Annotated in this window: 18 protein-coding genes; 8 read left to right on the forward strand and 10 right to left on the reverse strand. The window is 68.0% G+C overall.

The genetic code is table 11. The annotated features are described in order from the left end of the window. Positions 1 to 318 precede the first annotated feature (318 nt). Positions 319 to 951, forward strand: coding sequence for a TetR/AcrR family transcriptional regulator (locus ACLIN4_RS35610; RefSeq protein ID WP_411576663.1), 633 nt, complete (start codon positions 319 to 321; stop codon positions 949 to 951). Positions 952 to 1,293: 342 nt separating this feature from the next. Here the strand turns inward: ACLIN4_RS35610 and ACLIN4_RS35615 are convergent, their stop codons facing one another. Beyond that, the gene (locus tag ACLIN4_RS35615) at positions 1,294 to 2,517 is read right to left on the reverse strand and encodes a metal-dependent hydrolase family protein (RefSeq protein WP_411576664.1); all 1,224 of its coding nucleotides are present in this window, start codon (positions 2,515 to 2,517) and stop codon (positions 1,294 to 1,296) included. A gap of 47 nt (positions 2,518 to 2,564) precedes the next feature. Further along, positions 2,565 to 4,109 carry an AbgT family transporter gene (locus ACLIN4_RS35620; RefSeq protein ID WP_411576665.1) on the reverse strand — a complete coding sequence of 515 codons (1,545 nt, stop codon included), beginning with the start codon at positions 4,107 to 4,109 and terminating at the stop codon, positions 2,565 to 2,567. 165 nt (positions 4,110 to 4,274) lie between these two features. Here ACLIN4_RS35620 and ACLIN4_RS35625 point away from each other — a divergent pair, with 165 nt between their 5' ends. The 3 genes from ACLIN4_RS35625 to ACLIN4_RS35635 all read left to right on the forward strand — a co-directional run bounded on the left by ACLIN4_RS35625 (position 4,275) and on the right by ACLIN4_RS35635 (position 8,400). After that, the gene (locus ACLIN4_RS35625; protein WP_411576666.1) at positions 4,275 to 5,270 is read left to right on the forward strand and encodes an Lrp/AsnC family transcriptional regulator; all 996 of its coding nucleotides are present in this window, start codon (positions 4,275 to 4,277) and stop codon (positions 5,268 to 5,270) included. A 416-nt stretch (positions 5,271 to 5,686) separates the two neighbouring features. After that, positions 5,687 to 7,012, forward strand: a complete 1,326-nt coding sequence (locus ACLIN4_RS35630; RefSeq protein WP_411576667.1) for a metal-dependent hydrolase family protein — start codon at positions 5,687 to 5,689, stop codon at positions 7,010 to 7,012. An 89-nt stretch (positions 7,013 to 7,101) separates the two neighbouring features. Continuing rightward, a complete protein-coding gene (locus tag ACLIN4_RS35635; protein ID WP_411576668.1) occupies positions 7,102 to 8,400 on the forward strand; it encodes a threonine/serine ThrE exporter family protein in 1,299 nt (432 codons plus the stop codon). A 53-nt stretch (positions 8,401 to 8,453) separates the two neighbouring features. On the opposite strand, the gene ACLIN4_RS35640 is transcribed toward ACLIN4_RS35635, so the two are convergent. Beyond that, the gene (locus ACLIN4_RS35640; protein WP_411576669.1) at positions 8,454 to 9,689 is read right to left on the reverse strand and encodes a metal-dependent hydrolase family protein; all 1,236 of its coding nucleotides are present in this window, start codon (positions 9,687 to 9,689) and stop codon (positions 8,454 to 8,456) included. Beyond that, positions 9,686 to 11,101 carry an MFS transporter gene (locus ACLIN4_RS35645; RefSeq protein ID WP_411576670.1) on the reverse strand — a complete coding sequence of 472 codons (1,416 nt, stop codon included), beginning with the start codon at positions 11,099 to 11,101 and terminating at the stop codon, positions 9,686 to 9,688. The genes ACLIN4_RS35640 and ACLIN4_RS35645 overlap by 4 nt, the downstream gene beginning before the upstream one ends. Positions 11,102 to 11,205: 104 nt before the next feature. Here ACLIN4_RS35645 and ACLIN4_RS35650 point away from each other — a divergent pair, with 104 nt between their 5' ends. Both ACLIN4_RS35650 and ACLIN4_RS35655 read left to right on the forward strand, forming a co-directional pair. Further along, positions 11,206 to 11,511 carry an antibiotic biosynthesis monooxygenase family protein gene (locus ACLIN4_RS35650; protein ID WP_411576671.1) on the forward strand — a complete coding sequence of 102 codons (306 nt, stop codon included), beginning with the start codon at positions 11,206 to 11,208 and terminating at the stop codon, positions 11,509 to 11,511. Positions 11,512 to 11,539: 28 nt separating this feature from the next. Further along, positions 11,540 to 12,373 (forward strand): MurR/RpiR family transcriptional regulator, encoded by an 834-nt coding sequence (locus tag ACLIN4_RS35655; protein ID WP_411576672.1) that lies wholly within the window; start codon positions 11,540 to 11,542, stop codon positions 12,371 to 12,373. Positions 12,374 to 12,651: 278 nt separating this feature from the next. On the opposite strand, the gene ACLIN4_RS35660 is transcribed toward ACLIN4_RS35655, so the two are convergent. The 5 genes from ACLIN4_RS35660 to ACLIN4_RS35680 form a co-directional block, all read right to left on the reverse strand. After that, positions 12,652 to 14,652, reverse strand: coding sequence for a neutral/alkaline ceramidase (locus ACLIN4_RS35660; protein ID WP_411576673.1), 2,001 nt, complete (start codon positions 14,650 to 14,652; stop codon positions 12,652 to 12,654). A 170-nt stretch (positions 14,653 to 14,822) separates the two neighbouring features. Next, positions 14,823 to 15,824 carry an alanine racemase gene (locus ACLIN4_RS35665; protein ID WP_411576674.1) on the reverse strand — a complete coding sequence of 334 codons (1,002 nt, stop codon included), beginning with the start codon at positions 15,822 to 15,824 and terminating at the stop codon, positions 14,823 to 14,825. After that, on the reverse strand, positions 15,818 to 17,170 hold the full coding sequence (locus ACLIN4_RS35670) for a D-arabinono-1,4-lactone oxidase (RefSeq protein ID WP_411576675.1): 1,353 nt from the start codon (positions 17,168 to 17,170) through the stop codon (positions 15,818 to 15,820). The genes ACLIN4_RS35665 and ACLIN4_RS35670 overlap by 7 nt, the downstream gene beginning before the upstream one ends. After that, positions 17,167 to 18,675 carry an amino acid permease gene (locus ACLIN4_RS35675; protein ID WP_411576676.1) on the reverse strand — a complete coding sequence of 503 codons (1,509 nt, stop codon included), beginning with the start codon at positions 18,673 to 18,675 and terminating at the stop codon, positions 17,167 to 17,169. The genes ACLIN4_RS35670 and ACLIN4_RS35675 overlap by 4 nt, the downstream gene beginning before the upstream one ends. Next, positions 18,672 to 20,159, reverse strand: a complete 1,488-nt coding sequence (locus ACLIN4_RS35680; RefSeq protein WP_411576677.1) for an aldehyde dehydrogenase family protein — start codon at positions 20,157 to 20,159, stop codon at positions 18,672 to 18,674. The genes ACLIN4_RS35675 and ACLIN4_RS35680 overlap by 4 nt, the downstream gene beginning before the upstream one ends. A gap of 100 nt (positions 20,160 to 20,259) precedes the next feature. Here ACLIN4_RS35680 and ACLIN4_RS35685 point away from each other — a divergent pair, with 100 nt between their 5' ends. Then, entirely contained in the window at positions 20,260 to 21,171 is a 912-nt protein-coding gene (locus ACLIN4_RS35685) for a LysR family transcriptional regulator (RefSeq protein WP_411576812.1), read from the forward strand. A 29-nt stretch (positions 21,172 to 21,200) separates the two neighbouring features. On the opposite strand, the gene ACLIN4_RS35690 is transcribed toward ACLIN4_RS35685, so the two are convergent. Beyond that, on the reverse strand, positions 21,201 to 21,770 hold the full coding sequence (locus ACLIN4_RS35690) for a TetR/AcrR family transcriptional regulator (RefSeq protein ID WP_411576678.1): 570 nt from the start codon (positions 21,768 to 21,770) through the stop codon (positions 21,201 to 21,203). Between the two features lie 173 nt (positions 21,771 to 21,943). Between ACLIN4_RS35690 and ACLIN4_RS35695 the strand changes: the two genes are divergently transcribed. Further along, the gene (locus ACLIN4_RS35695; RefSeq protein ID WP_411576679.1) at positions 21,944 to 24,163 is read left to right on the forward strand and encodes an MMPL family transporter; all 2,220 of its coding nucleotides are present in this window, start codon (positions 21,944 to 21,946) and stop codon (positions 24,161 to 24,163) included. Positions 24,164 to 24,291: the final 128 nt, after the last annotated feature.

Below are 24,291 nucleotides of genomic sequence, written 5' to 3' on the forward strand. Positions count from 1 at the left end.
CATGCGGCTACGAGCGAGTCGTGGACGTGTGCCGGCGCCGTCTCTGCTTCGACATTGGTGGGAAGCAACGAACCCCACGGGGGATCTTCAGGAACTGTCACTACTCGTCCCTCCTGCTCACGGCGTACCGCAGGTCAATAGCTACCGAGCGCTCGCTCGGTCTGCGATGTGCGACGATAGGGCTACCGAGCGATCGCTCGGTGAAGGATTGATGTGGCAGGAGCGCCATGTCAAGAGGTCTGCCGCCGGTTCGGAGCCGCGTGGCACTGCATACTGGCGTGCCAACGCGATGAAGAACCAGGGGGCAAGGGGAGCGCTGTGACCAAGTCAGACGCGGACGTCAGGGCGGACTGGAGAACGTACTCAGGCAGCGGACTGCCGCCCATCCTTGAGACCGCACTGGCCTGCTTCGTGGAGCACGGCTACCACGGGACGACGATCCGCACGGTGGCCGCCCGGGCGGAGCTCTCTGTGCCGGGGCTGTACTACCACTACGCGTCGAAACAGGCCCTGCTCGTCGCAATCGTCTCCTACGCCATGGACGAGCTCTGGGCACGCAGCACCGCAGCCCTGGAGGAGGCCGGCGACGATGTCCAGCGGCGGCTGGAACTGCTCGTGGAATGCCTCGTGCTCTTCCATGCCCACCGGCGAGGCCTCGCCTTCATTGCCTACAGCGAGATCCGCAGTCTCACCGGAGACGCCCGCACCACCTACATCGCTGCCCGTGACCGACAGCAGCGGCTGATGGACCACGTGATCGAGGAGGGCGTTGAGCAAGGCGTCTTCGTCACCGCGTATCCGCGTGAGGTCAGCAGGGCGATCGTCACCATGTGTACGGGCGTCTCACAGTGGTACCGCGCGGAAGGCGAGTACACCCCGCAAGAACTCGCGGAGCGGTACTGCGACATGACCCGTATGACCGTGGGCGCACGGTCACCTTCCCGGCCCTGATGGGGTGCGCTGGTTGTCCTGGCCCGGGTGCGAGGCCATTTCCCGCGAGTCTGGGGGGCAGGTGAGGTTGCAGGCGCTGCTCGTGAAGGCGAGGAAATGCTCGCCCTTACGCTCATAGCGGCGGGTGAATCGACGGCACCCGGCGACTTGAGTCATGGTCTCTTCCATGGCTCAGCGGTGCCGCCCGAGCCTCTGACGTCTCGCCGCCCTTGAGGGCGATGCCTCGCTGTGAACAGCCGTAGCCGTAGTCGTAGATGGCGGTAGTCGCCCTTGCCATGACTCCCGACGTCACACGGACAAATCCGTCGAGAACTGACCTCCTCCCGTTCCCTTTGTAAGATCTCAGGGCTGAGCGAGCACACGTCCGGCCTGGATGATGTGACGTAGGTGCTTCTCCGGCTCGGCCAGCACGCCGATGTCGGCCAAGGGGTCGTTGCGGAGGACCAGCAGGTCCGCCTGCGCACCCTGTGTCGTGGTGCCCAGGCGCCCCTCCTGGCGCAGAAGCCGGGCCGCTGTGGACGTCGCCGCGCGCATGATGTCGGCCGGCTTCTGCACCTGGGCACGCAGCCGGAACTCGTGGCTCTGGTGCCGCTCCATGTCGTCGAGCAGGTCCGTACCGAAGACGATCTGCACACCGGCCCGATCCGCGCGCTCCAAGGCGGACAGGCTGCCCTCAAGCACCTCTCCTGCCTTGGCCCAGCTGTACTCGGACAGGCCGTGGTCCCTGCCCTCGCGGCGCAGGGCCCAGTAGGTGACCAGGGTTGGAACGAGGAACGCCTCGTTGGAGAGCAGCAGTTCCACGCTTTGGTCGTCGAGGAGATTGCCGTGCTCGACGCAGCGGGCGCCCACGCGCAGCGCCCGGTTGATGGCCGCGGCGGTGTAGGCGTGGACGGTGACGTAGGTGCCGGCGGCGTGGGCCTCGTCGACGATGGCGGTCAGTTCCGCTTCCGAGTACTGGACGGCATCGATGTGATCGGTAGGTGAGGCCACTCCGCCGGATGCCATGACCTTGATGTGGTGGGCGCCGCGGCGCAGCTCCTCCCGGGTGGCTAGCCGGACGCCTTCGACGCCATCGACGACGCGGCAGGAGCCGCCGCAGAACGGGTGATCGTCCTGCGCCTGCACCCCAGGGCTGCGCTTGTCGCCGTGCCCACCAGTCTGTGACAGCGCCTTGCCGCCGAAGACGAGGCGCGGCCCCTGCACGAGTCCGTCCTGCTGAGCTTGCGCCATGCCGAAGTCGGCGCCGCCGACGTCGCGAACGGTGGTGAATCCACGCCGCAGCATGGCTTCCATACGCCGGGCGGCCTTGATTGCGATGTAGCTGGGGGCCATCGTGCGCAGGGCGGTCGTGTCGGCGTTGATGCCCGCGACGTGTACATGAGCGTCGATCAGCCCCGGCACCACAAAGGCGCCGGCCACGTCCATGACCATCGCGTCCTGGGGAGCTTTCGTCTTTCCCTCGGACTGCTGGATGAGGCCGTCGGCGCACAGGACGTCAGCCTCGCGGTAGGAGCCCGATTCCGGGTCGAGGACATGGGCGTTCTTGAGTAGCAGAGGTCGAGGCACGGCAGATGACCTTTCGATACAAGCGGGATGGTTGTGGCGGCGGGGTTTCAGCGGACGGGGGAGCCCGGACCCAGGGGAACGCCGAGGGCCCACCACAGCAGGAACAGGGCGGTCCAGACGACGAACATGCAGGCGGCCAGCGGAATCGTCATCGCGGCGAGAGTGCCGATCCCGGCGGAGTGGCGGTGCCGTTGGATGAAGCCGAGGGCCATGACGAAGTAGACGCTGACAGGGGTGACAACGTTCGTGCACGAGTCGGCGATGCGATAGAGGGCCTGAGTGGTCTGCGGAGGGATATCGAGCAGCATCAGCATCGGCACGAAGATCGGAGCGACGAGTGACCACTGCGCGGACCCGCTCGTCACCACCAGATTGATCAGGCTGACCATGACGAGCAGCCCGGCAAAGATCAGCAGGGTGTGCGCGTCGGCCGAGCGCAGCAGGTCGGAGCCCTTGACCGCGATGATCTCCCCGAGGTGGGTCCACTTGAAGTAGGCCAGGAACTGGGAAACGGCAAAGAACATGACGAGGATGGGGGCGAGGTCCTTCAGTCCCGCCGCGATGTGGTCCGGGATGTCCCGGCTGGTGCGCACCGCTCCTACAGCTCGGCCGTACGCCGCTCCGGCGAGCAGGAACAGCAGCATGAACAGGAAGGCGATGCCCGAGATCAGCGGCGATTCGATGACCGCGCCGTTCTTGCCGCGCAGCGGGGAGCCGGTCGGCAACGCGGACACCGTGATCAGCACGATGAAGGCACCTGCGGCCCAGCCCGCATGCCGCAGGCCGCGCTGCTCCTGCGGCGTCAGGTGCAGTGCCTGCTCACCGGCAACGGACAGATCACTTCGGTCGCTTTCGTCCTGCTCGATCCGGCGGGCGAGGAACTTCTCGACTACGACGGTGATCACGACGGACAGCACGATCGACGAGGCCAGCGAGAAGTAGTAGTTGGCCACCGGGCTGACCACCAAGTGGGGGTCGAGCGTCTGTGCCGCCGCGGTGGACAGTCCCGACAGGATGACGTCGGTCGGTGTGATCAGAGGGCTCGCGTCGGTCCCGGCAGAGATCGCGACGAGCGCGACCACGATGCCCAGCACCGGGCTGCGTCCCACGCTGCGAAAGACGAGCGCGCCGAGCGGGATGAGCACGATGTACGCGGCGTCGGAGGCGACGTGCGAGACCATCGCGGTGAACGACAGCGTGAACGTGACCCACTTCGGCGGCACGCGTATGACTGCTGCGCGTAGGGCAGTGCTCAGCAGGCCCGTCTTGTCGGCGACGGACACACCGATCATGATCAGGAGAGCCGTTGCCAGCGGCGGGAAGGCGGTGAAGTTGGCCGCTGCGTTTTCGACCACGCCTCGGATCCCTGCGGTGGTCAGCAGACTGCGCGCTTCGATCGTCCCCTCTCCGTCAGGGGCGGCGGCGGTCACATCCAGCGCGTCCAGGAGGGCGCTTGCGAGGGCGAGGACAGCACTGAGCCCCACGAAGAGCCAGAAGGGGTGGGGCAGCTTGTTGCCGGCCCACTCGATCCTGTTCAGCGCTCTGGTGAGCAGCCGCGCAGCGCGGGGCTCGACATCTGTCTGGGTGTTCACGGCGACCTCCGGCGGACTCCCCTAGACGCGGATGGGGGAAACGTTCGGTGAACGTCGCATAGATGGCATAGTCAGTCAATGGATTGGGTTGAATTGAATCAATCAACCGTCTCCGCTCGTGGTCGGGTAACTGACCACGAGCGGCAGGGCCTATGATCTGGAGCCATGACCGTGACTCTCGCTGAGGCGGACCTGGACCTCGTGGCCGCCCTGCAGCACGCGCCCCGGGCAGGCACCCGTCAGCTCGCCGAGGTCCTGCAGACATCACCCAGCACCGTCAGCCGACGCATGAGCCGCCTGCGGGACACCGGCACCGCGAGGGTGATCGGCCAGGTCAACTCGGCCTTGGTCGCGGACGTCACGCCCAACCATGTCTGGCTCAAGACCGCTCCCGGGCGCGCCCGCGAGGTAGCCGAGGCCGTCGCCCAGCTATCCGAGACCCAGTTCACCGCGCTCATGTCCGGCAGCAGTGACGTCTACGCCATCGTCCAGGCGCCCAGACGCGCGGATAGTGCCGACCTCCTCGCCCAGCGGATCGGCGGCATTGACGGAGTCGCCGCTTCCCGTACGGAGACAGTCCTGGGCTCCTACTCCACAGCCGCAAACTGGCGGCTGCCGCGCTTGACCCCGGCTCAGCACGATCACCTGTGCGAGGACTTCCCTACCTCGTCACCACTGCGTGAGAGGGTGGCGATCACAGATGACGAACGCGCTGTCATCGAGCTGCTGCACGACGACGGCCGAACCAACGCCGGGGACATCTCCAGGAAGTTGGGGCTCAGCCAGTCCACGGCCTACCGCATTTTGCATTCTGTCCTCGACCGCGGACTGGTCCTGCCACGGGTCGAGATCGAACCCGCCCTGCTCGGCTATCCCGTGGAACCGGTGATCGCCCTCACCACCGACCTCTCGGCCATCGTTCCCACCGCCACCGCACTCGGCCAACATCGTGCAGCCCGCTACGTCTCCACCGTCGCAGGCGTATCCTCACTGCTCTTCCATGGAGCCTTCGAGGACGAAGCCGCACTGTCTACCTTCATCACTCAGGACCTGGCCCGCCTGGACGGCGTCAGAAGCATTGACATCTGCCTTGCTCTGGACGTGCTGACCCGCTACTGGCTCCCGCGGCGCGCGCCCTACCTACGTGCTACGCCCCCGTAACCCCTTCACGGCATACCGGCCGGCAGCCTGCCCCATCCCGCATGCCCGCGTAGCCGGCCACGGGCCCCGCAAAGGCGTGGACATGGCAATTCTCGGCTGCCGGTGGACCGTACGGACGTCGATGAGGGCGTGCAGGAGACCGACGCGGTCAGTACGGCAGGTGAGTCGCTTGGAACAGGGGCGAGCCGTTGTGGCCGCTGATGGTGGTGCCCGTCAGACGGATGGCCTCCTGATCCCAGGAGGGCGATAGAGATCCTTCGGCTGCCGAGCGAGAAGGGCATGGAAATGCCCGTGCAGCCGGGATCCGGGCGTCTCATACGGGTGCGTCACTCGTTTGCGCCAGCAGCTGGGCGACTGGACCACCAGGGCAGCATGGTGGGGTTGTGCTTGACCGCCGATCGTGGAGGAAGGCGTTCATGAGTGCTGCGAAGTCGATGCCGGACGGTACGGCCTCCGAAGGAGGAACGGCTTCTTCCCGGCGGACGGTGCTGTTCACCGGTGTCCGGGTCTTCGACGGCCGTTCGGACGAGCTGACCGGTCCGACCAGCGTGCTGATCGCCGACGGGAAGATCGCCGCGGTCGGCGACCGCGGCGACGCCCCGTCGGACGCCCTGGTCATCGACGCGGACGGGCGAACCCTGACGCCAGGCTTCATCGACGCCCACGCACACGTCATGCTGCAGCCCAAGCTCGCGGACGCGGCCAACACGGACCTGGCCTACCACGGGCTGTACGGCGCTTCGATGGCGAAGCTCTACCTGTCGCGCGGCTACACCACGATCCGGGACACCGGCGGCAACACCTTCTCGTTGAAGAAGGCGATCGACGGCGGTCTGACCCAGGGGCCTCGGATCTTCCCGTCCGGGCCGATCATCTCCCAAACTTCCGGGCACGGTGACTTCACCCCGGCGGCCGAACCCGCCCGTCTGTTGGGAGGGCACCGCGACAACATGCAGATGAACGGGCATCTGCTGGTGGTCGACGGTGTGCCAGAGATGCTGCAGGCCGCCCGCTACGTCCTGGGTCGCGGCGCCTCCCAGATCAAGCTGGCCGTGAGCGGGGGCTGCGCCTCCGAGCGGGATCCGCTGGACATCACCGAGTTCACCGCAGAGGAGATCGGTGCGGCGGTGAAGGTGGCCGGCGACTGGAATACCTACGTGGCCACCCACGTCTACAACCCCTCCGGCATCCGCCGCGCCGTCGAGGCCGGCGTGCGGACCATTGAGCACGCCAACCTGATCGACTCCGAGACCCTGGAGCTGATGAAGGAGCAGGGGACGTGGCTAAGTCCGCAGGTCAGCGTTTACGTCCAGGACCCGCCGGGGCTCGCGCCGGTGACGAAGAAGAAGTTCGCCCAGGCCCGTGAGGGGCTGGAGACGCTTTTCGGGCTGGCGAAGAAGAGCGGGTTCGACCGAATCGGTTTCGGATCGGACATCATCAGCGCGCCGGACACCCTCGCGAAGATCAACGAGGAGTTCGTGCACCGGACCAAGTGGTTCACCCCGGCAGAGATCCTGCGGCAGGCGACCGGCAACAACGGCCGGATGCTCGCCCTGGCCGGGCCCCGCAACCCCTACCCCGGCACCCTCGGCGTGATCGTGCCCGGCGCGCTGGCCGACGTCCTGCTCATCGACGGCGACCCGTTGGAGGACCCGTCCGTCCTCACCGAACCCGAGCAGAACCTGGTCGTCATCGTGAAGGACGGGCAGGTGTTCAAGAACCTCCTCGACGACGGCAAGTAGGCGTCCGGGGGTCCGCGTCCGCCGGGGCAGTGCTCCGACGGACGCGGACCCGTCTCGTCTACCGCCCCGCGAACACCCCTGGAGCCGGTATGAGATTCCGAACCAGGCGTGACGCCGACGGCGAACCGGCCGCCGCCCGGAACACGGAAGCCTCGGACGCGGCTCTGGAGTTCTTCCATGACGCCGCGGTGACCCAGGCCGACGCCGGAGTGCCGAGCTTCCACGTCACCAGGCGCATGCAGCAGATCGCCACCGTTCTGGGCCTGCCCGGCACCCGGGTTTACACCATGCCCGCCGGGGTGCTCGTCCATCACGCCGACGGCACCACCGCCTTCTTCGACGCCGACAACTCCACCGCCGGAACCGGCTCTCTGCGTATGGACCAGCTCCAGGAGCTGCAGTCCCTGCTCGACGATGTAGCGGCTGGCCGGACCAGCGCCGAGGAGGGCCTTGAGCGGCTCAGGGCGATGAAGAACGCCCCGCCCCGCTACAGCACCGCCACTGTCCTGGCCGGGCACGCGTTGTTCGGCCTCGGGTTCGGCATGCTACTCAAAGCCACATGGTGGGGCCTCGTGCTCGCCGCCGGCCTGGCCATGATCGTCGGCGGGGTCAACGGTCTGGCGAGCCGTAACAGGGCCGGAGCGGCCCTGTTCCCGGTAGTCGCCGCGTTTGCCGTCACCGCCGTCGTCGACCTGTGCGCACCCCGAATCGGTATGAACCCCTCCCTGGCTATGATCGCGCCTCTCGCGTCGCTGCTGCCCGCCGCCGCCATGACCTACGCCGTCATCGACCTGTCCGCAGGCCAGGCGATCTCCGGCACGGCCCGGCTGGCAGTCAGCGTGCAGCGCATGGTCCTGCTCGCCTTCGGCGCCTACGCCGCCTCCAGGCTCATCCCCGTCGCCCCCCACTACACCGGCACGACACTGGACTGGGCCCCATGGCTCGGCGTGGCCGTCTTCTGCGCCGGATCCCTCCTCACCGAGTCGGCTCCCGTCAGAGCCCTGCCCGCCCTGATACTCGTGGCCTACACCACCTTCACCGTCCAGTTCTTCGCCACCGACCACGGCGGCCCGATTCTGGGCGGGGTCGCCGCCGGGGTCGCCACCGTCATCGCCTCCGGAGTCTTCAATCGCCTCCCGGACGCCCTGCCGTCGTACGCCGGGTTCGTCCCGGTGCTCTGGGTTGTCGTCCCGGGAGCCCTGGGACTGCAGGGGGCGGTCGAACTCGGCGAACCCGGCGATCACCTAAACGCCGTCACCGAGATCGGTATCGCCGGCATGGTCATCGTTGCCCTGGCCGTCGGCTTCCTGTTCGCCACGCTTACCTTCGACACCGTCCGCTCGACCCTCCGCCGTCGGCCTCCCACCCGCATCGGCCCGCACGGTTGAGTGGAGCACCCGGTCGGCGGCGCTGTTCCGGGCGACCGGGCGGTGCGTGGTGGTCATACCGGTGTGCCCGCTTTGATGACTTGCTTGAGGCACTCCTGCGGCCGTGTCAGAACAGAAATGTCCGCCAGGGGATCGCCGTCGACGACGAGCAGGTCGGCGTGGGCGCCGACGGCGAGTGTGCCGATTCGGCCTTCCATCCGTAGCAGGCGGGCAGCGGTCGTGGTGGCCGAGCGGATGAGGTCGGCGTTGGGCTGTACTTGGGCGCGCAGGGTGAATTCGTCGAGCTGGTGGGCGTGCATGGGACCGAGGAGATCGGAGCCGTAGACGAGGTTCACGCCTGCCTTGTGTGCCCTCTCCAGTGCGCCGAGGCCGGCCTGCCGTACGTCGTCGATCTTCCGGTACGAGGCTTCGCCCAAGCCGTGCCGCTTGCCGGTCTCGGCCAGTTGCTCATAGGTGATGAGCGTCGGGACAAGGAAGGCGTCGTTGGCCAGGAGCAGTTCGATCGTTTCGTCGTCGATGAGGTTGCCGTGTTCGACGCAGCGGGCACCGGCGCGCAGTGCCTGGTTGATTCCGCGGGGGTGGTAGGCGTGGACGGTGACGTAGCGGTTGTGGTTGTGGGCCTCGATGACGGCTGCGCGGATCTCGTCGTCGGTGTACTGGACAGCGGACACCTCGTCGTGCGGGGAGGCGACGCCACCGGAGAGCAGGATCTTCAGGTGCTGGGCGCCCTTGCGGAACTCGTCGCGGGCAGCTGCGCGCACGGCGTCCGGGCCGTCGGCGATCCGCGCGAAGTCCGGCTGGTGATGGCAGCAGGGCACCCGGTCCTCGGACAGCGGGCGCATGTCACCGTGGCCACCGGTCTGGGAGAGCGCCTTGCCGCCGAAGACGAGACGGGGCCCAGGCATCAGGCCCTCGTCCAGGGCGCGGGCCATGCCGTGGTCGGCGCCGCCCACGTCGCGCACGGTGGTGAAGCCGCGGCGGAGCATGCGGCCGGCTTCCCGCAGGGCGCGGACCGTGGCGTAGCCGGCCGTCCAGGACGCCCGCTCGGCCGGGTTGAGGCTGGTGATCAGGATGTGGACGTGGGCATCCACGAGGCCGGGCATTACGGTGGCTCCGCCCGCGTCGATCACGGTTACGCCGTCGGGGGCAGCCGGGGGGCGGCCGGTGCCGGTGGCGGCGATTCGGCCGTCGGCGACCTCGATCCAGGAGGCATCGGTGAGTTCGCCCTGCTCGGGGTGGAGGAGGCGGGCTCCGGTAATGAGCAGGCGAGGGGCGGGGGAGGCAGTCATGCGGTGGTTCCTTCCAACTGTTCCAAGCTGCGTCCGGCGGTCTTCTCGCCGAACGCGACGATCACGGCCACCGCAATGGCGAGAGCGCCGACCAGGGCCAGGAAGACATTGGTGAAGCCGACGCTCTGGTACACGTAGCCGATGGTGATGGGGGCGGCGATAGCGCCGATCCGGCCGACGGCGGAGGCCGCGCCCATGCCGGTGGCACGGATGGCGGTCGGGTAGAGCTCGGCGGTGTAGGCGTAGTAGACGGCGGCCGAACCGTTGGTGAAGGCGGCCAGGAACGACGAACTGACCAGCAGCGCCGCCTGGCCGTCAGACATGGCCACGCCCAGGGCGGCCAGGGTGGCGCCGGTGGCATAGGCCGCGATGAGCCACTTACGTTCGACACGCTCGATGAGGACGCTCGCCACGTAGTAGCCAGGGATCTGCGCTAGAGCGGTGACCAGTGCGAAAAGGAACGACTTGGTGATCGTGAAACCCTTGGCAGCCACCAGCATTGCGGGCAACCAGCTGGTGAAACCGTAGTTGACGCCGGTGAGGATGAACCACAGCACCCACAGGACGAGCGTGGTACGGGCCATTTTTCCCTGCCACAGGGCAGCCAGCTGGCCGAGGAAGCTGCGCTCGCGGGGCGCGGCGGTTCGAGCAGCTGCATCTGAGGCGGGGGTCTCCTCATCAAGCGGCGCCTTCTGATGCCCGTTGACAGCCGATTCCCGCTCGAACTTCTCGACCACCTTCGCAGCTTCGGCTATCCGGCCGCGGGCGACCAGGTAGCGCGGGGACTCCGGCAGGGTCTTGCGCCACCACAGCAGCAGCAAGACCGGTGCGGCGGCGAGAACGGCGGCGATACGCCAGCCCGTCTCGGGATCCGGGGAGATCACGAGCGGCGCGGCGATGCCGGCGAGGACATATCCAACGGCAAGGAAGCCGACAGTTCGGGCAACGAAGCGCCCGCGATGCCGTGCGGGCAGGAACTCGGAAATGTACGGGGCGATCAGCGTCGTCTCCGCGCCGATGCCGACGCCCGCCAAGGCCCGCCACAGGAACAGCTCGGCCGTCCCGGAGGAAGTGGCCATCAGCAGGCTGAACACGCAGAAAGACAGCAGGGCGCACATCATCAGGCGTCGCCGCCCGAACCGGTCGGCGAGTATGCCCGCGCCCAGCGCGCCGACGAGGTAGCCGAAGAAGATCGAGGACAGCAGCCAGCCGGCGGTGCCTGCGGCGATGCCCCACACCACAATGACGGCGGAGAGCGCGTATCCCATCAGGGCGCCGTCGAAGGAGTCGAAGGTGTAGCCCAGGCCGCCCTGGAACATCAGTCGGCGGTGCGGGCGGCCGGGTTCCAGGCGGTCGAGTCTGGCCAGCAGCGCCTGGCCGGCGGCGGAGCGGCCGGTCTCAAGGGTCGACACAGTGCCTCCACTGGGGACGGGGGAGAGATGGCACGCAACGCTAGATGCACAACAGCGGAAGAACAACACTTGATGTTCAACCTGTTTATTGCAACGCTTGTTGCATGAGATTCACGATGCTGACGCTGCGACCCGCGCCGGGCCGTGTCGATGACGTGATCGCGTACTACCGCGCGGCAGGCATCCTCGAGGCGTCCGGAGCCCTCTCCTCCCAGGTCCTGGTCCCCGACGACGATCCGGACACGGTCGTCGTCACAGCCCTATGGGCCGACCAGGCCGCGTACACGGCCTGGCACAATTCAGCCCAGCGCCTGGAGTTCAGCCGGGGTATGGCGCCCTTCTTCGGCTCCGCGGACAGCGCGCACACCCGGGAGTTCCAGGTCGGGTACGGGAACGCCCCGGCCACCTGACCGACAGCAGGCCGACGAGGAGGACGACGTGTCGATCGAGGCATGGCTTGCCGAAAGAGCGGGCCAGGGCAAGCTCGGCTCGCAGGCTGAGCGTGTGGTCCACGTCCTCGTCCGGGCGCCGCAGTTCGCCACGTATTCCTCGGCCCGCGAGGTCGCCGAGCGGGCAGGCGTCAACGTCTCCACCGTCGTTCGCACTGCACAACAGCTCGGCTTCGAAGGCTGGACAGACCTCCGACAGGAGCTGCGCGCCTTTTACCTCAGCTCAGTGGCCTCAGGCACTCCCGGCCTGGCCCGGCCGGCCGAAGCCGCCGCTCGGGTGCTGCATCAGGACGCGGCCAACGTCACCGCGCTGGCCACCGAGGAGAACCTCCAAGCGATCCGTGCCACCGCCCAGGCCATCAGGTCTGCGCGCCGCACCGTGATCGTCAGCTCCGGCAGTGGGGCCGGGCCTGCCCACATCCTCGGCCATCTCGGCACCATCATGGGCTACGACATTCAGCTCGCCCTCGGCTCCGCCACCACTCAGGCCGTTCAGATCACTCGGCTGCAGGAGGGCGACTGCCTGCTCGCCTTCAACGTCTGGCGTCTCACCCGCACCCTGCGCGGCCTCACCCGGATGGGTCGCGAACGCGGAGCCACCGTAAGCGTCCTCACGGACCTGCGTTCCTCCCCCCTTGCCGAGGACGCCGATCATCTGATCGTCACGCCCATCGAGGGCGTTCAGGGCACTGTCTCCCTCACTGCCATGGTCGCCGTCACCCAAGCGATCCTCGGTGAACTCACCGACACCGAAGCCGGCCGCGCCTCCGGCTTGGTCCAGCAGGCATGGAACGACCTCGACCTCATGGACGACCAGCCGTAATCCATCCTCCGTGAGACGGTTGAGGCCGTGTCGGAGCAACGCTGCACACTGTGGCCTCCATGGGCGTGCTGACCTCACGGTCAGTGCCCCAGGCGCACCCCACCGGGCCCGCCACGCCAGCCGGACCTGATTCGTCCGGCGGACAGGTGCCCTCCTGGGGCATGTGATCCCGCAGAGCACGAAAGTTGAGCAACCCACAAGTGGCACACAATCATGCTGCAGTGATGCTTAACCGTGACGGGCACGACAGACGTCCGACGTCCAGGCACGGACTGCGTTCAGGAGACGATGAAGGGGCGCGAGGTGCCGGTGAACGCGCCGATCACTCCTGTCAGTCCATTCTTGGCGTTGCCATAGTGGACGATCCGGTACGTGCCCGGCGGGGTGTCCGGCGCGATGTCCCAGGTGATGGTCGCGGTGGACTCGCCGGTCACGGCGTTGGTGCGCCGCCAGCGGTACGTCGTCTGCCAGTCGCCGTCATCGAGGTAGCGTGCCCACTCGCCGTCCTTGCGCCGCTGGATCTCCAGGAACGTACCGCCACGGTGCAGGTCATTCTTGGGATGGCCGGTGACGAACACCACGGTTGCCCGCTGCCCCGCCCGGTAGCCGGGTGCCGCGTCGGTGAGTAGCTGGCCGTAGGAACGGAGCAGGCCGGGGCTGTCCAGGACGACGCTGGGCTGTACGTTCAGCGTGCCGACGGCCGGTGAGGTGGGTGGTGTCCCGAGAGGGAGCCTGATGTTCTCGCGCATCGCGGAGGCCAGCTTGGCGAACTCCTGTTGGTACGCGGGTGTGGTGTACCGGCCGAAGAGCGTGGAGGCGCCTTCGTACTGCTGGCTGTCGTACTCCTCGGGCGTGGTGACGTACTGGCTGTACCCGTTGGTGTAGCCCTGCATCAGCACGTTCTCCAGCGGGACGCCGAGTTCCTCGGCGACGGCACGGCGGATGCGGAGTCCGGCGACGATGGTGTACTCGGCGGGGCCGCCGACCAGATACAGCTGGCCTATCTTGAGCAGTTGCAGGGGCAGGACGTCCGGCGTCGCACGGAGCAGCCCTCCGGGTACGACCGAGGTCTTGGGTGACTGCTCGTCGGCGAGCCACTGCGGTACCGCGGAGTTGATGTGCTCGATCAGTGGCGCGAGAGGGCTGGGCGTACCCTCGATCAGACCCGGGATGCCAGGCCCGTCCTCGACGCTGCCGGCCAGCGTGGACAGGCCGATGACGCCCGAACTGGTGTGGTGCGTCCGGCCGTCGGGGGTGTAGCGGCCGTCGACCTGGACCTGGGACATGTCGACGTAGCGCAGGCGGGAGTCGATGCCGCCCCTGATCGGGGTGGTGGCGGAGGCATGGATGCGCTGCGCGGTGACGGACTGGCGCAGGCCGATGAGCCTGGTGTTCTCGAACTCGTCGTCGGTCGGCCCGGATCCGGGACGGAGGTTGAGGTTGGGCGACATGTCGCCGGCGTTGGTCTGGGGGAATGCGGCCACGAAACCGGGCCGGTCGTCGAGGTAGCGCACCCCGGCGGTGTCGTGCTCCCAGGCATAGGCGGCGTACCCCTTGTTGTCTCCGCTGATCAGTGTGTTGCCGTTGGACATCGAGGTGCCGTGGGTGGGGAACCAGCTGATCGCGCCGATGTCGGTACCGCCCTGGCGGAAGCGCAGCACGGTCATCGCGGGGTCGATGCCGAGGGGGTAGACGTCCTTGTCCGCCTGCGGATTGCGCTCGAAGGCAGGGAGGGAACGGTTGACGCTCGCGTCGGTGAGTTCGCCGCCGCCGAGGGTGATGGTGCCGGGTTTGAGGTCGGCGTGGGCTGTGCTGATCGCCTCGACGATACCGTCGACCACGGTGTCGAAGTTCTGCCGTTGGAAGCCGAGGGTTGCCAGGTTGTAGGCGAGGTCGTGGCTGCAGCCACCAGGCCCTGCGTGGGTGTGGGTGGCGCTGAGCGAGACGTTCTGTTCGCTGTAGACGCTGCCGAACGCGGCGGTCAGTCGAGCCAGCACCGCGCGGAAGACGGCGAACGGGAGGATGCCCTGGTCGGTGTTGCACCAGGCGATGCGGTTGCCGCTCGCGAGATCGACGATGACGAACGCCCGTGCGCGCAGCCGTTGGTGGATGCCGCTGGTCTGCTGGTCGAACTTGGAGTAGCCCATCATGCCGCTCTCGGCGGCGGCGCCGGTGATGTCGGCGATCCCGCGGCCGACTAGGTAGGCCGACGGACCGTGTGTGTCCGCTGCCGCGGCCCTGCCGGTGCCGAGTGCCAGACCGCCGGCGGCTGCGGCCATGAGCTGGAGTCCTCGTCTGCGCGTGAGTGCTGGTGTGTCCACGGTTCCTGCCTTCACATGGGTGGGGGCATCACTCGGGGCTTGGCTTGGACGACCGCGGGTCTCGCGATCAGGGGGGCGCATGGTTCTTCAGGCGGTGGTCACGGCAGCCGACGGACTCGTTCCGGCAGTCATCGCCAGCCTCGCATGTCGACCGGCCATTGATCGAGTACCTTCACACCATCGACCAGGTGGATGCTCTCGTGCAGCGCGACGGTGGGATCGACATGGGCGGGTTGTACCCGGACGAGGTCTCCCACGGCGGGCGGGGGCGTGCCGTCGGTGCGGAACGTGGTGTGCTCGTCGGAGCAGAACCACACCTCGGCGCCGTCGATGCGAGGAAGCCCGTGGTCCAGGCTCAGCGCCTTCAGCCCGACATCGACGACGGCCCAGCCGGACGAGACCGAGATGACCCGTCCGAGGACGAAGAGGGCTTGTCGGAAAGGCTGGCCGAGCTGCTGGTAGTCGGTGTCCATGAGCGCGTAGGAGCCGGCCTGGATCTCATGGGCCCAGGTATTGACGGCGTACGTGCCGGTCCCTCCCGCACTGATCAACTCACCGCCGACGTCGGCACTCGCGGCGAGCAGTAGCTCCATGGCCCGCTCTGTCTGTTCCCGGCGATCCGCTTCCTGCTCCACGAGCATGAGGTGCCCCTCGTAGCCCATGACTCCGCGTACCGTCAGTCCGGACCGCCGGGCGAGGTCGGCGAGCGCGCCGGCGGTGTCCGGGGAGCAACCGCACCGCGGCAGTCCGACATTGACGTCGATGAGGACTTCGCGTACTCCGCCTGCAGCGGCGGCCTCGACCGTCTCGGCCGAGTCCACGGCGACCGTCACCCGGTGTCCGTCATCGACGAGACGTCCCAGGCGTCGGGTGTCGAGGACCTCGTTGGCCAGCAGGAGGTCGTCGCCCAGGTCGGCGGCCGCCATCGCCTCGACCTCGCGGATCGTCGCGCAGGTGAAGCCGCGATGCCCGTTGACGTACTGGAGCCGGGCCAGGCTCGTGCACTTGTGTGCCTTGACGTGCGGCCGCAAGCGTGCGCCGGGCAGTGCTGCCGTCATCGTATCGAGGTTGTGGCGCAGCGCCGTCTGCTCGACCAGCAGCACGGGGGTCTGTAGTTCACTGATCAGCATGTCGTTGCCCGCCCCTTCGAGTGGCTGTCGGTGACGGGACCGAGTACGCGGAGCAGATGGGCATTGGTGAAGGTGCCCTGCGGGTCGAGCCGCGCCCGGACCGCCTGGAACGCATCCCACGCGGGATAACGGGCGGCCAGCCCCGCTGCGGTCATCAGGTGCCGCTTGCCCCAGTGCGGCCGGCCGTCGAAAGCCAGGGCGATGTCCTGGACACTCCGGAAATACCGCTCCCAGGGCATGCCCTGATACATGTGGACGGCGAGATAGGCGCTCTCGCGTCCATAGGCCGGGCTGAGGTGGGACTGCTCGTCCGGGGCCACGAACCGCACCTCGATCGGGAAGCTCACGTCCAGGTGCTCGCGGTCGATCACCCGCACGATCTCCTGGAGGACCTCCGCGCACGCCGCTCGGGGCACAGACCACTCCATTTCGGTGAACCGCACCGACCGCTTGCTGGCGAAGACGCGGTGGCTCTGATCGACGTGAGTGGAGGGACTCATGAGCCGGGTGACGGCACGGTTCAGGCGGGGGATTTGGGACGGGAAGCGGCGCCCTGCCCGGCATGCCGCGTCGAAGACCCCGTTCTCGACGAACTCGGCAATGCCTTTCGCGAGGCCCCGGGGCGGCCGGACGGGCTCGTCGGTGCGGTTGTTCAGCTTGACCAGGGCCGCGTCGTTGTGCGGGAAGAGGAAGAACTCGAAGTGATCGTTGCCGTCGACGAGGTCGTCCAGGCTGTCCAGTGTCCGGGTGAGCGGCATGGTCCTGGTCTCCGCCCGCAGCGCGAAGGCCGGTACGACATGCAAGGTGTAGCTCGTGATCACACCGAGCGCCCCCAGACTCAGACGGGCCGCCCGCAGGATCTCGGAATCGGCTTCGGTACAGGTCAGCGTCGTGCCGTCGGCCAGGACGAGATCGAGGGCTTCGATCTGGGTGGCGAGGTTGCCCAGCCGTCGGCCCGTTCCGTGGGTGCCGGTGGACACCGCGCCCGCGACGCTCTGCCGGTCGATGTCGCCGAGATTGGGCAGGGCGAGGCCGTGGCGGGCGAGCTGGAGGTTCAGCTCGCTCAGGCGGGTACCGGCGCCGACCGTGACGAGTCCCGCCTCGGCGTCGACATGCCGCAGGCCGCTCATCCGGTCCAGGTTCAACAGCAGGCCGTCGGTACAGACCTGGTCGTTGAAGGAGTGGCCGGCCCCGACGACGCGGACCGTCCGACCTTCCGCGGCCGCCCGTTTGGTCGCCGCGGCGACCTCGTCCACCGAGCGTGGCTGCAGAGCGTGGTACGGCACACAGGATTCGTCGCCGGCCCAGTTGACCCACGTGCCGGCCGTGGGAGCCTTCCTTTTCATCCTCCGACCTCCTGGGGTTTCGGGCCATCGGTGTCAGGGCGTGGCTGATCGAGAAGCGGTGCCCCGGCCTCGCCCCGTGCGAGCCGTGGGCGCAGTCCGACCAGCCACCACAGCGCTGCCAGGACCAGCCCACCGAGCACGTAGTAGTTCGCTCGGCGGAACTCGTCCGGCAGCGTCAGCGTCAGGACCACGGCGACGAGGTAGACGAGGGACGCTCCGAACACGGCGCCGGCGAACCGGCCCAGGTCGAACGCGCCGTCGACCGCGGCCAGCCTCCGCCGTCGGTAGCCGTAGGCGAGCACAATCAGGAGGTAGACGAGGTACGGCAGCACCGCCGTGGCACCGACGAGCGTGCCGAAGGCGTTGGAGCTGTTGTAGCCGAAGACCACCACCGCGATGTTGAGCACGTACCCGGCGAGGAGCGCGGGAACTGGCGTCCTTGTTGCGGGGTTGACCTGCCTCAACAGCGCCGATCCGGGCAGCATGTTGTCCCGGGCCATCGCGAAGAGGAGACGTGCGATGACGGCAGCGGAGACCACCATCAACGCGAACATCGCGAAGACGACCACGCCCACGAACGTGCGCGCGAGTCCTTCACCGAGCCAGTACTGGAACACGGCGGGAAGACCGCCGGCCGCGAGGACCTCGTCACTGGGGATGGCCACCGTGAAACCGATCAGCACCAGCATGCCCAGGACAACCGAGACCACGACACTGCCGAGGATCGCGCGAGGCAGCGCACGTCTGGCGTCGACCGCCTCCTCGGCCACGTCGGCGGCCGCTTCGAAGCCGGCCAGCGTGTACACGCCGACCAGGGACGCCAGAGCGACGGCGTACCCGTAGGAATGCCCGGGCAGATGGTGGTGCTCGGTGAGATACCCGATGCCGTGGTCGGAGTCCTTCGCCCCGGTGACCCAGAGGAAGAACAGCAGCAGGGCCAGCACGACCGTGCCGAGGATCTCCGCGAGTACGGCGACGTTGTTGATCCGGGCGGCGACCTGCACGCTGATGATGTTGACGAGGTAGGCGACGGTCAGCATCAGCAACGCGATGAACAGCGTCATGCGGGGTGAAGCATCGTCGATCCCGAGGACGTACTCCGTCAACGGGGCGACGGCGAGGTAGACGATGCCTGGCACGCCCACGGCGGCGTACAGGATGCCCAGCGCGCCGATGAACCACCCGTAGGCGGGCCCGACCAGCCGGGAACCCCACTGGTAGCCCGCACCGGCCAGCGGGATCCTGGTCCCCAGCTCGGAGAGCACCAGGGCCACGAGCAGCTGGCCGACGCCCACCGCAGGCCAGAGCCAGATGCTCACCGGCCCCAACTGGGTTATTCCGAAGGTGAAGTTGAGGAAGACACCCGTGGCGATCGACATGATGGAGAACGAGACGGAGAACAGCGAGAACCAGCTCAGTGACCGGTGCAGCTCCTGCGAATACCCGAACTCGCTGGCCGTCGCTTCGTCTTCGGACGGCTTCTGCTCCGGACCGGGCCGGGTCATTCGGTGACCTTTCCATCCACGGAACCGAACGCGGAGGCGACGATCATGTCGAGCAGGCCCCCGTAGGGCGGGAACATCACGTCGATCATGTCGCCTTGGCCGCGCCTGACGATGCCCCGCGGGTTGGAGAACTCCCGGAAGCCGTCGAAGCCGTGATGGCGCCCGTGGCCGCTGCGCCCGATCCCGCCGAAGCCGAGGTCGGGCACGGCACCCTGCACCGCGCAGGTGTTGACGCAGGCCCCTCCGGAAACGGTGGTGGCCAGCACCTGTTCCGCGACGTCACGGTCCTGCGCGAAGACGTACAGGCCCAGCGGCCGTTCGCCCTCGTTGACGTAGGAGACCGCGTCCTCGATCCGGTCGTAGGGCTTGATCGGCAGGATGGGACCGAAGATCTCCTCCCGCATCAGCGCGAGGTCGTCGGGAGGGTCGATGACGAGAGTCAGAGGCATCTGGCGGCCGGCCGCGTCCGGGCTTGCGTCGTCGGCCTGTACGACTTCCACGTTCCGCGCCTTCGCCTCCTCGACCAGGCCGACGAGTCGGTTCAGGTGGCGTTCGGTGATGATGCCCGTACAGTCCGGCGAGACGGCGAAGCCCGGCACCCGCTCGCGCAGGTGCGCCCTCACCAGTTCCGTGAACCGGGCCATGCCCTCCCGAGGCACCAGGCAGTAGTCGACGCTGATACACATCTGCCCGTTCTTGACCAGCTTCGCCCCGACGATCTGCGCGACCGTGTCGGCGGTGACGCTGTCCACGTTCACGATCGCCGGGCACTTGCCGCCGAGTTCGAGCGTGGTCGGCACCAGGTTCTCGGCGGCCGCCCGCGCGACCAGGCGTCCGACCTCGGGATTGCCCGTGTACAGCAGGTGGTCCCACGGCAGGGTCGGGAACTGGCGTGCCAACTCCAGACCGCCCGTGACGACGGTGACCTGGGCCGGATCGAAGGCCTCGGCCATCATCTGGCGCAGCAGAGCCGAACACGCCGGGGTGTGCTCCGACGGTTTGATGACGACCCGGTTCCCGGCGGCGAGCATGTCGGCGAGAGGGCCGAGGGAGAGGTCGAACGGAAAGTTCCAGGGGGAGATCAGGCCGATGACCCCCTTGGGCTGGTACGCCATTTCGACCTGTGCCGTTCCCAGGAGCCCTGGGTCGGAGAGACGGGACTCCGGCGTCATCCACTCCTCGAGGTGCTGGGCGGCGAAGGCGGCCCGTCCGGCCACTCCGAGGACCTCGACGAGATCAGCGAACCCGGCGGGATGCACCGCGAAGTCCGCCGCCAGCGCTTCCTGGATCCGGTGCCGGTACGCACTGATCACTTCGACCAGCGTTCCCAGGTTCCGGCGACGCTGCTCGATGCCCGGTGCGGGGTCGCGGAGAACGGCCGCCCTCTGCGCGGCGAACACGGCGCGCAGCTCGGCGATGGCTTCGGCGTCACCCGGGGTGGCGCCCTGATCGTCGGCGTGGCCGACGGCTGTGGTGAAAGTCATCTCTCCCCTTGGCTCATCGCGGATGGCTCATGGTCGTGGTGAGCTGGGTGTGAGGTGAAACACCAAAATCGGCAGGATCTACAATCCCGGAGTTGTGGATATGAACCTGCGCCGCCTGCGTGCCTACGTCACGGTGGCTGAGGAGCTGCACTTCACCCGCGCCGCGGCGAAGCTCTTCGTCGCACAGCAATCGCTGAGCAAACAGATCGCCGAACTGGAGGATCAGGTCGGAACGCGGTTGCTCAAGCGCACCTCGCGCAGCGTGGAGCTCACGCCTGCCGGACAGGTGTTCCTGGACACCGCCCGCGAGGTGCTGGCCTGCTTCGACCGGGGCGCGGCCGAAGCCAGGCGAGTGGGCCTGGCAGAGCAGGCCACGCTACGGGTTGGATTCGTCGTCGGCGCTGCCCTCGAACTGACCACGCTCATCCTGAGCGAGTTCACCGGACGGCACCCCGAAGTGCGGGTCGAGCTGCACGAGTTCGGCTTCGCCGACCCATCCGCCGGCCTGGCCACCGCCACCACGGACGTCGCGTTCGTGCGACTTCCGAGCTCCACGCACGACCTCGTGACAACGCCCCTGTTCACCGAACCCTGCGTGGTGGGGGTGAGCGTGTCGCATCCGCTGAGCTCGCGTGACCGTGTCCGCGTGCAGGACCTCCTCGGCGAACCGATCGCCATAGGCCGCACCGACGACACCGTATGGCGCGACTTCTGGACCCTGGCCGGCCGCCGTGGAGGCAAGCGCGTGAGCAACGTCATCGAGACGCACTCCCAGAGCGAGGAAGTGGAAGTGGTCGCCGCCGGGATGGCCTGCAACATCACACCCGCGGCGGCACGCCGCTACTCGCCTCACCCGGGCGTCCGTTTCCTCTCGATCGACGACTACCCCGGCTCGGTCGTCGCCGTGGCCCACCGCTCCCACCAGGTGAACCCGTTCGTCGCCGCGTTCGTGAACGCCGCGACGACGGTCCGTGGCCGCGAGCCGGACATTCTCCGGACGATCCAGGGGTGAAGAGGCGACCGTAGGGGACGCGCGCCGGCTCAGCCCGGCTGCAGGGTGGCGGCCGCGGCTCGTATGAACGCCATGGCGGTCTCCAGGTCCCCGGGCTCCGACTGGTGGGTCAGCTCGCCGATCACGCTCGCCACGGTGGCCGCCAGGATGCGCGGGGCGAAGGCGTCGGCGCGCCAGCCCTGCTCCTCGGCGAGCAGCCGGGCGCCGTCCTGGACGACATCGGCCAACCGGCCCCGGCAGAGTCCCTTGAGCTGTGGGTTGGCCTGGAGCATCCGGTCATGGAGCTCGTCCAACTTCCCCTGGCAGTCGGCCTGTTCTCGCAGCCAATGCTCCACGGTGTCGATGATGCCCTGACCTGCCGGCCTGGCGCGCAACGCTGCCGACAACTGGTCGACGAACGTGTTGAAGTGCGCCATCGCCAGTTCCAGTTTGGTCGGGAAGTACAGCGTGACCGTGCGGGGCGAAACCTCGGCCGCCTCGGCGATGTCGGCGATGCTCGTGGTGTCGAAGCCGCGTTCGGCGAACAGCTCATAGGCGGCGGTGAGAATCGCGTCCCTGCGCCGCGCCTTGCTGCGTTCTCTGAGGCTGTCACCCGTCATGGGGCAAGATTACCACCGGTAGCTAAATTACCAACGACTGTAAAAATGCCTTACTGTGTAACGAGCGGTGAGGGTGTACCACTCCGCCCCCTCCCGCCATGTCTGCTCCTCCCTTCACGCCTGTGTCCCCTGACGCCCTCTTGGTCAGGGTCTCGTTCGGTTAGGAATGCTCGATGGCCTCACGCCTGTACGCCTGGGCGCGCTGGATGGTTCGCCGCCGCCGCTGGGTGATCGCGACCTGGATAGTCCTTCTCGCCGCCGTCGGCGGCCTGGGGGCGACACTCCACGGAAAGACATCCACGGAATTCACCATCCCCGGCGTCGAAGCGCAGGAGGCGCAGGACCTCCTCAAGGAGAAGTTCCCCCCGGCCGCCGGTGGTGTCGTACGCATCGTGGTCGCCGCCCCCGAGGGGAAGACCCTCACGGACCCGGCCCAGCAGAAGGTGCTGGACGGCGTGCTGCGCGAGGCGGCGAAGATGGAGGGCGTTGTCGACGTCTCCCAGCCGACCGAGGCGGGCGCTGTGTCGGCCGACCGGACCATCGCCTACTCCGACGTCCGCTTCAAGGACGAAGCCCCCGAGGTGACGGAAGAGGTCAAGGAGGAGCTCGCCACCACGGTCGACCCTCTCCGCGACGCGGGGATGCAGGTCGAGCTGGGCGGCTCCGCCATGCTCCCGCAGACCGAAGCGGGCGGCCCGGCCGAACTCATCGGCGTCGTCGTCGCCTTCGTGGTCCTCGCCGTCGCACTCGGCTCCATCGTCGCCGCCGGACTGCCTCTGCTGACCGCTCTCCTCGGCGTCGCCGTCGGCCTGCTCGGCACGATGTTTGTCTCCGGCTTCGTGGAGATGACGGGCACCGCCACCGTGCTGGCCCTGATGATCGGCCTTGCGGTCGGCATCGACTACGCCCTGTTCGTCATCTCCCGGCACCGCGAACAGCTCGCCGACCCCGAAACCGGCTGGGAGGAGTCGATCGCCCGCGCCACCGCCACAGCCGGCAGCGCCGTCGTCTTTGCCGGCGCGACGGTCGTCATCGCACTCGCCGCCCTGGCCATCACCGGCATCCCGTTCCTCACGATCATGGGTCTCGCCGGTGCCGGAACGGTTCTGGTCGCCGTCCTGGTCGCCATCAGCCTGCTCCCGGCCGTGCTCGGAGTGTTCGGCGAACGGATGCGCCCGCGCCGGCCCAAGCGGAAGAGCAAGAGCAAGGGCCGCGCCCCCGGCTCCTGGGGCCTGGCCTGGGCCCGTGGCGTCACCCGCACACCGGCCGTCGTCCTGGTCGCCGGCATCCTGGGCCTGCTGACGCTGGCCCTGCCGGCCCGTGACCTGCGCCTCGGTCTGCCCAGCTACGCCGCCCAGCCCGAGGCCAGTACCCAGCACAAGAGCTACGACCTGCTCAGCGAGGGCTTCGGTCCAGGCTTCAACGCCACCCTCATCACCGTCGTCGACGCCGAGAGCATCCCGCAGGACCAGAGGCAGGGCGCCGTGGCCCAGCTGCGTGGCACCCTCGCCGCCGACAAGAACGTGGCCGTGGTCTCGCCCCCCGTGCCCAGCCCGTCCGGCGGCGTCGTGGTCATGGCCGTGGTGCCGAAGTCGAGTCCTGACGCAGAGGCCACCACCGACCTGGTCCACCGCATGCGCGATCAGGCCCCCGAGGTCGCCGCCGCGGGCGGAGCGCTCTACGTCACCGGACAGACGGCCATGGCGATCGACGTCGCCGACAAGCTCGGCGACGCCCTGCCTCTGTTCGTGGGTGTCATCGTCCTCCTCGCCCTGCTCCTGCTGGCAATCGCCTTCCGGTCCGTCCTCGTTCCCCTCAAGGCGGCACTCGGCTTCCTGCTCTCGGTCGGGGCGAGCCTGGGCGCCTCAGTCTGGGTCTTCCAGCAGGGCCATCTGAACGGCCTGCTCGACGTGTCGGCCGTCGGACCGGTCACCAGCTTCCTGCCGATCCTGCTCACCGGTGTGCTCTTCGGTCTTGCCATGGACTACGAGGTGTTCCTCGTCAGCCGGATGCGCGAGGACTACGAGCACAACAAGAACGCGGCCCGCGCGATCGCCCAGGGCGTCTCCAGCAGTGCACGCGTCGTCGTTGCCGCCGCACTGATCATGGTTGCGGTCTTCGGCGGCTTCATCTTCAACGATGACCCGATCGTCAAGGCCATCGGATTCTCACTCGCCTTCGGAGTGTTCATCGATGCCTTCGTCGTCCGTATGACGCTCGTGCCCGCCGCCATGGCCCTGCTCGGACGGCGCGCGTGGAGCATGCCCCGCTGGCTCGACCGACTGCTCCCGGACGTCGACATCGAAGGCGCGCGTCTGCCCGCCGCGGCACCGGCCGAGCGGCCGGAGACCGAGAAGGCGGACCCGCGTCGCAAGACGGCCGCCCGGGTCTGATCGGACCGCTCGACCACCCCCTGCACCTCCCGGACGACACGGAGGTGCAGGGGTTTTGGCGTGATTGCCCCGGAATGTTGACGCTGCATACTCGGCAAGCTAATGTGTGTGCTGTAAACATTTAGCTC

This window comes from Streptomyces mutabilis, from assembly GCF_046628145.1.
GTDB lineage: Bacteria > Actinomycetota > Actinomycetes > Streptomycetales > Streptomycetaceae > Streptomyces > Streptomyces mutabilis.

Coding starts and splice junctions, on each gene's coding strand:
- ACLIN4_RS35650 (WP_411576671.1), top strand. CDS start 11,206: ATGAGATTCACGATGCTGACGCTGCGACCCGCGCCGGGCCGTGTCGAT.
- ACLIN4_RS35640 (WP_411576669.1), bottom strand. CDS start 9,689: ATGACTGCCTCCCCCGCCCCTCGCCTGCTCATTACCGGAGCCCGCCTC.
- ACLIN4_RS35635 (WP_411576668.1), top strand. CDS start 7,102: ATGAGATTCCGAACCAGGCGTGACGCCGACGGCGAACCGGCCGCCGCC.
- ACLIN4_RS35685 (WP_411576812.1), top strand. CDS start 20,260: ATGAACCTGCGCCGCCTGCGTGCCTACGTCACGGTGGCTGAGGAGCTG.
- ACLIN4_RS35675 (WP_411576676.1), bottom strand. CDS start 18,675: ATGACCCGGCCCGGTCCGGAGCAGAAGCCGTCCGAAGACGAAGCGACG.
- ACLIN4_RS35630 (WP_411576667.1), top strand. CDS start 5,687: ATGAGTGCTGCGAAGTCGATGCCGGACGGTACGGCCTCCGAAGGAGGA.
- ACLIN4_RS35665 (WP_411576674.1), bottom strand. CDS start 15,824: ATGCTGATCAGTGAACTACAGACCCCCGTGCTGCTGGTCGAGCAGACG.
- ACLIN4_RS35625 (WP_411576666.1), top strand. CDS start 4,275: ATGACCGTGACTCTCGCTGAGGCGGACCTGGACCTCGTGGCCGCCCTG.
- ACLIN4_RS35690 (WP_411576678.1), bottom strand. CDS start 21,770: ATGACGGGTGACAGCCTCAGAGAACGCAGCAAGGCGCGGCGCAGGGAC.
- ACLIN4_RS35670 (WP_411576675.1), bottom strand. CDS start 17,170: ATGAAAAGGAAGGCTCCCACGGCCGGCACGTGGGTCAACTGGGCCGGC.
- ACLIN4_RS35660 (WP_411576673.1), bottom strand. CDS start 14,652: ATGGCCGCAGCCGCCGGCGGTCTGGCACTCGGCACCGGCAGGGCCGCG.
- ACLIN4_RS35680 (WP_411576677.1), bottom strand. CDS start 20,159: ATGACTTTCACCACAGCCGTCGGCCACGCCGACGATCAGGGCGCCACC.
- ACLIN4_RS35695 (WP_411576679.1), top strand. CDS start 21,944: ATGGCCTCACGCCTGTACGCCTGGGCGCGCTGGATGGTTCGCCGCCGC.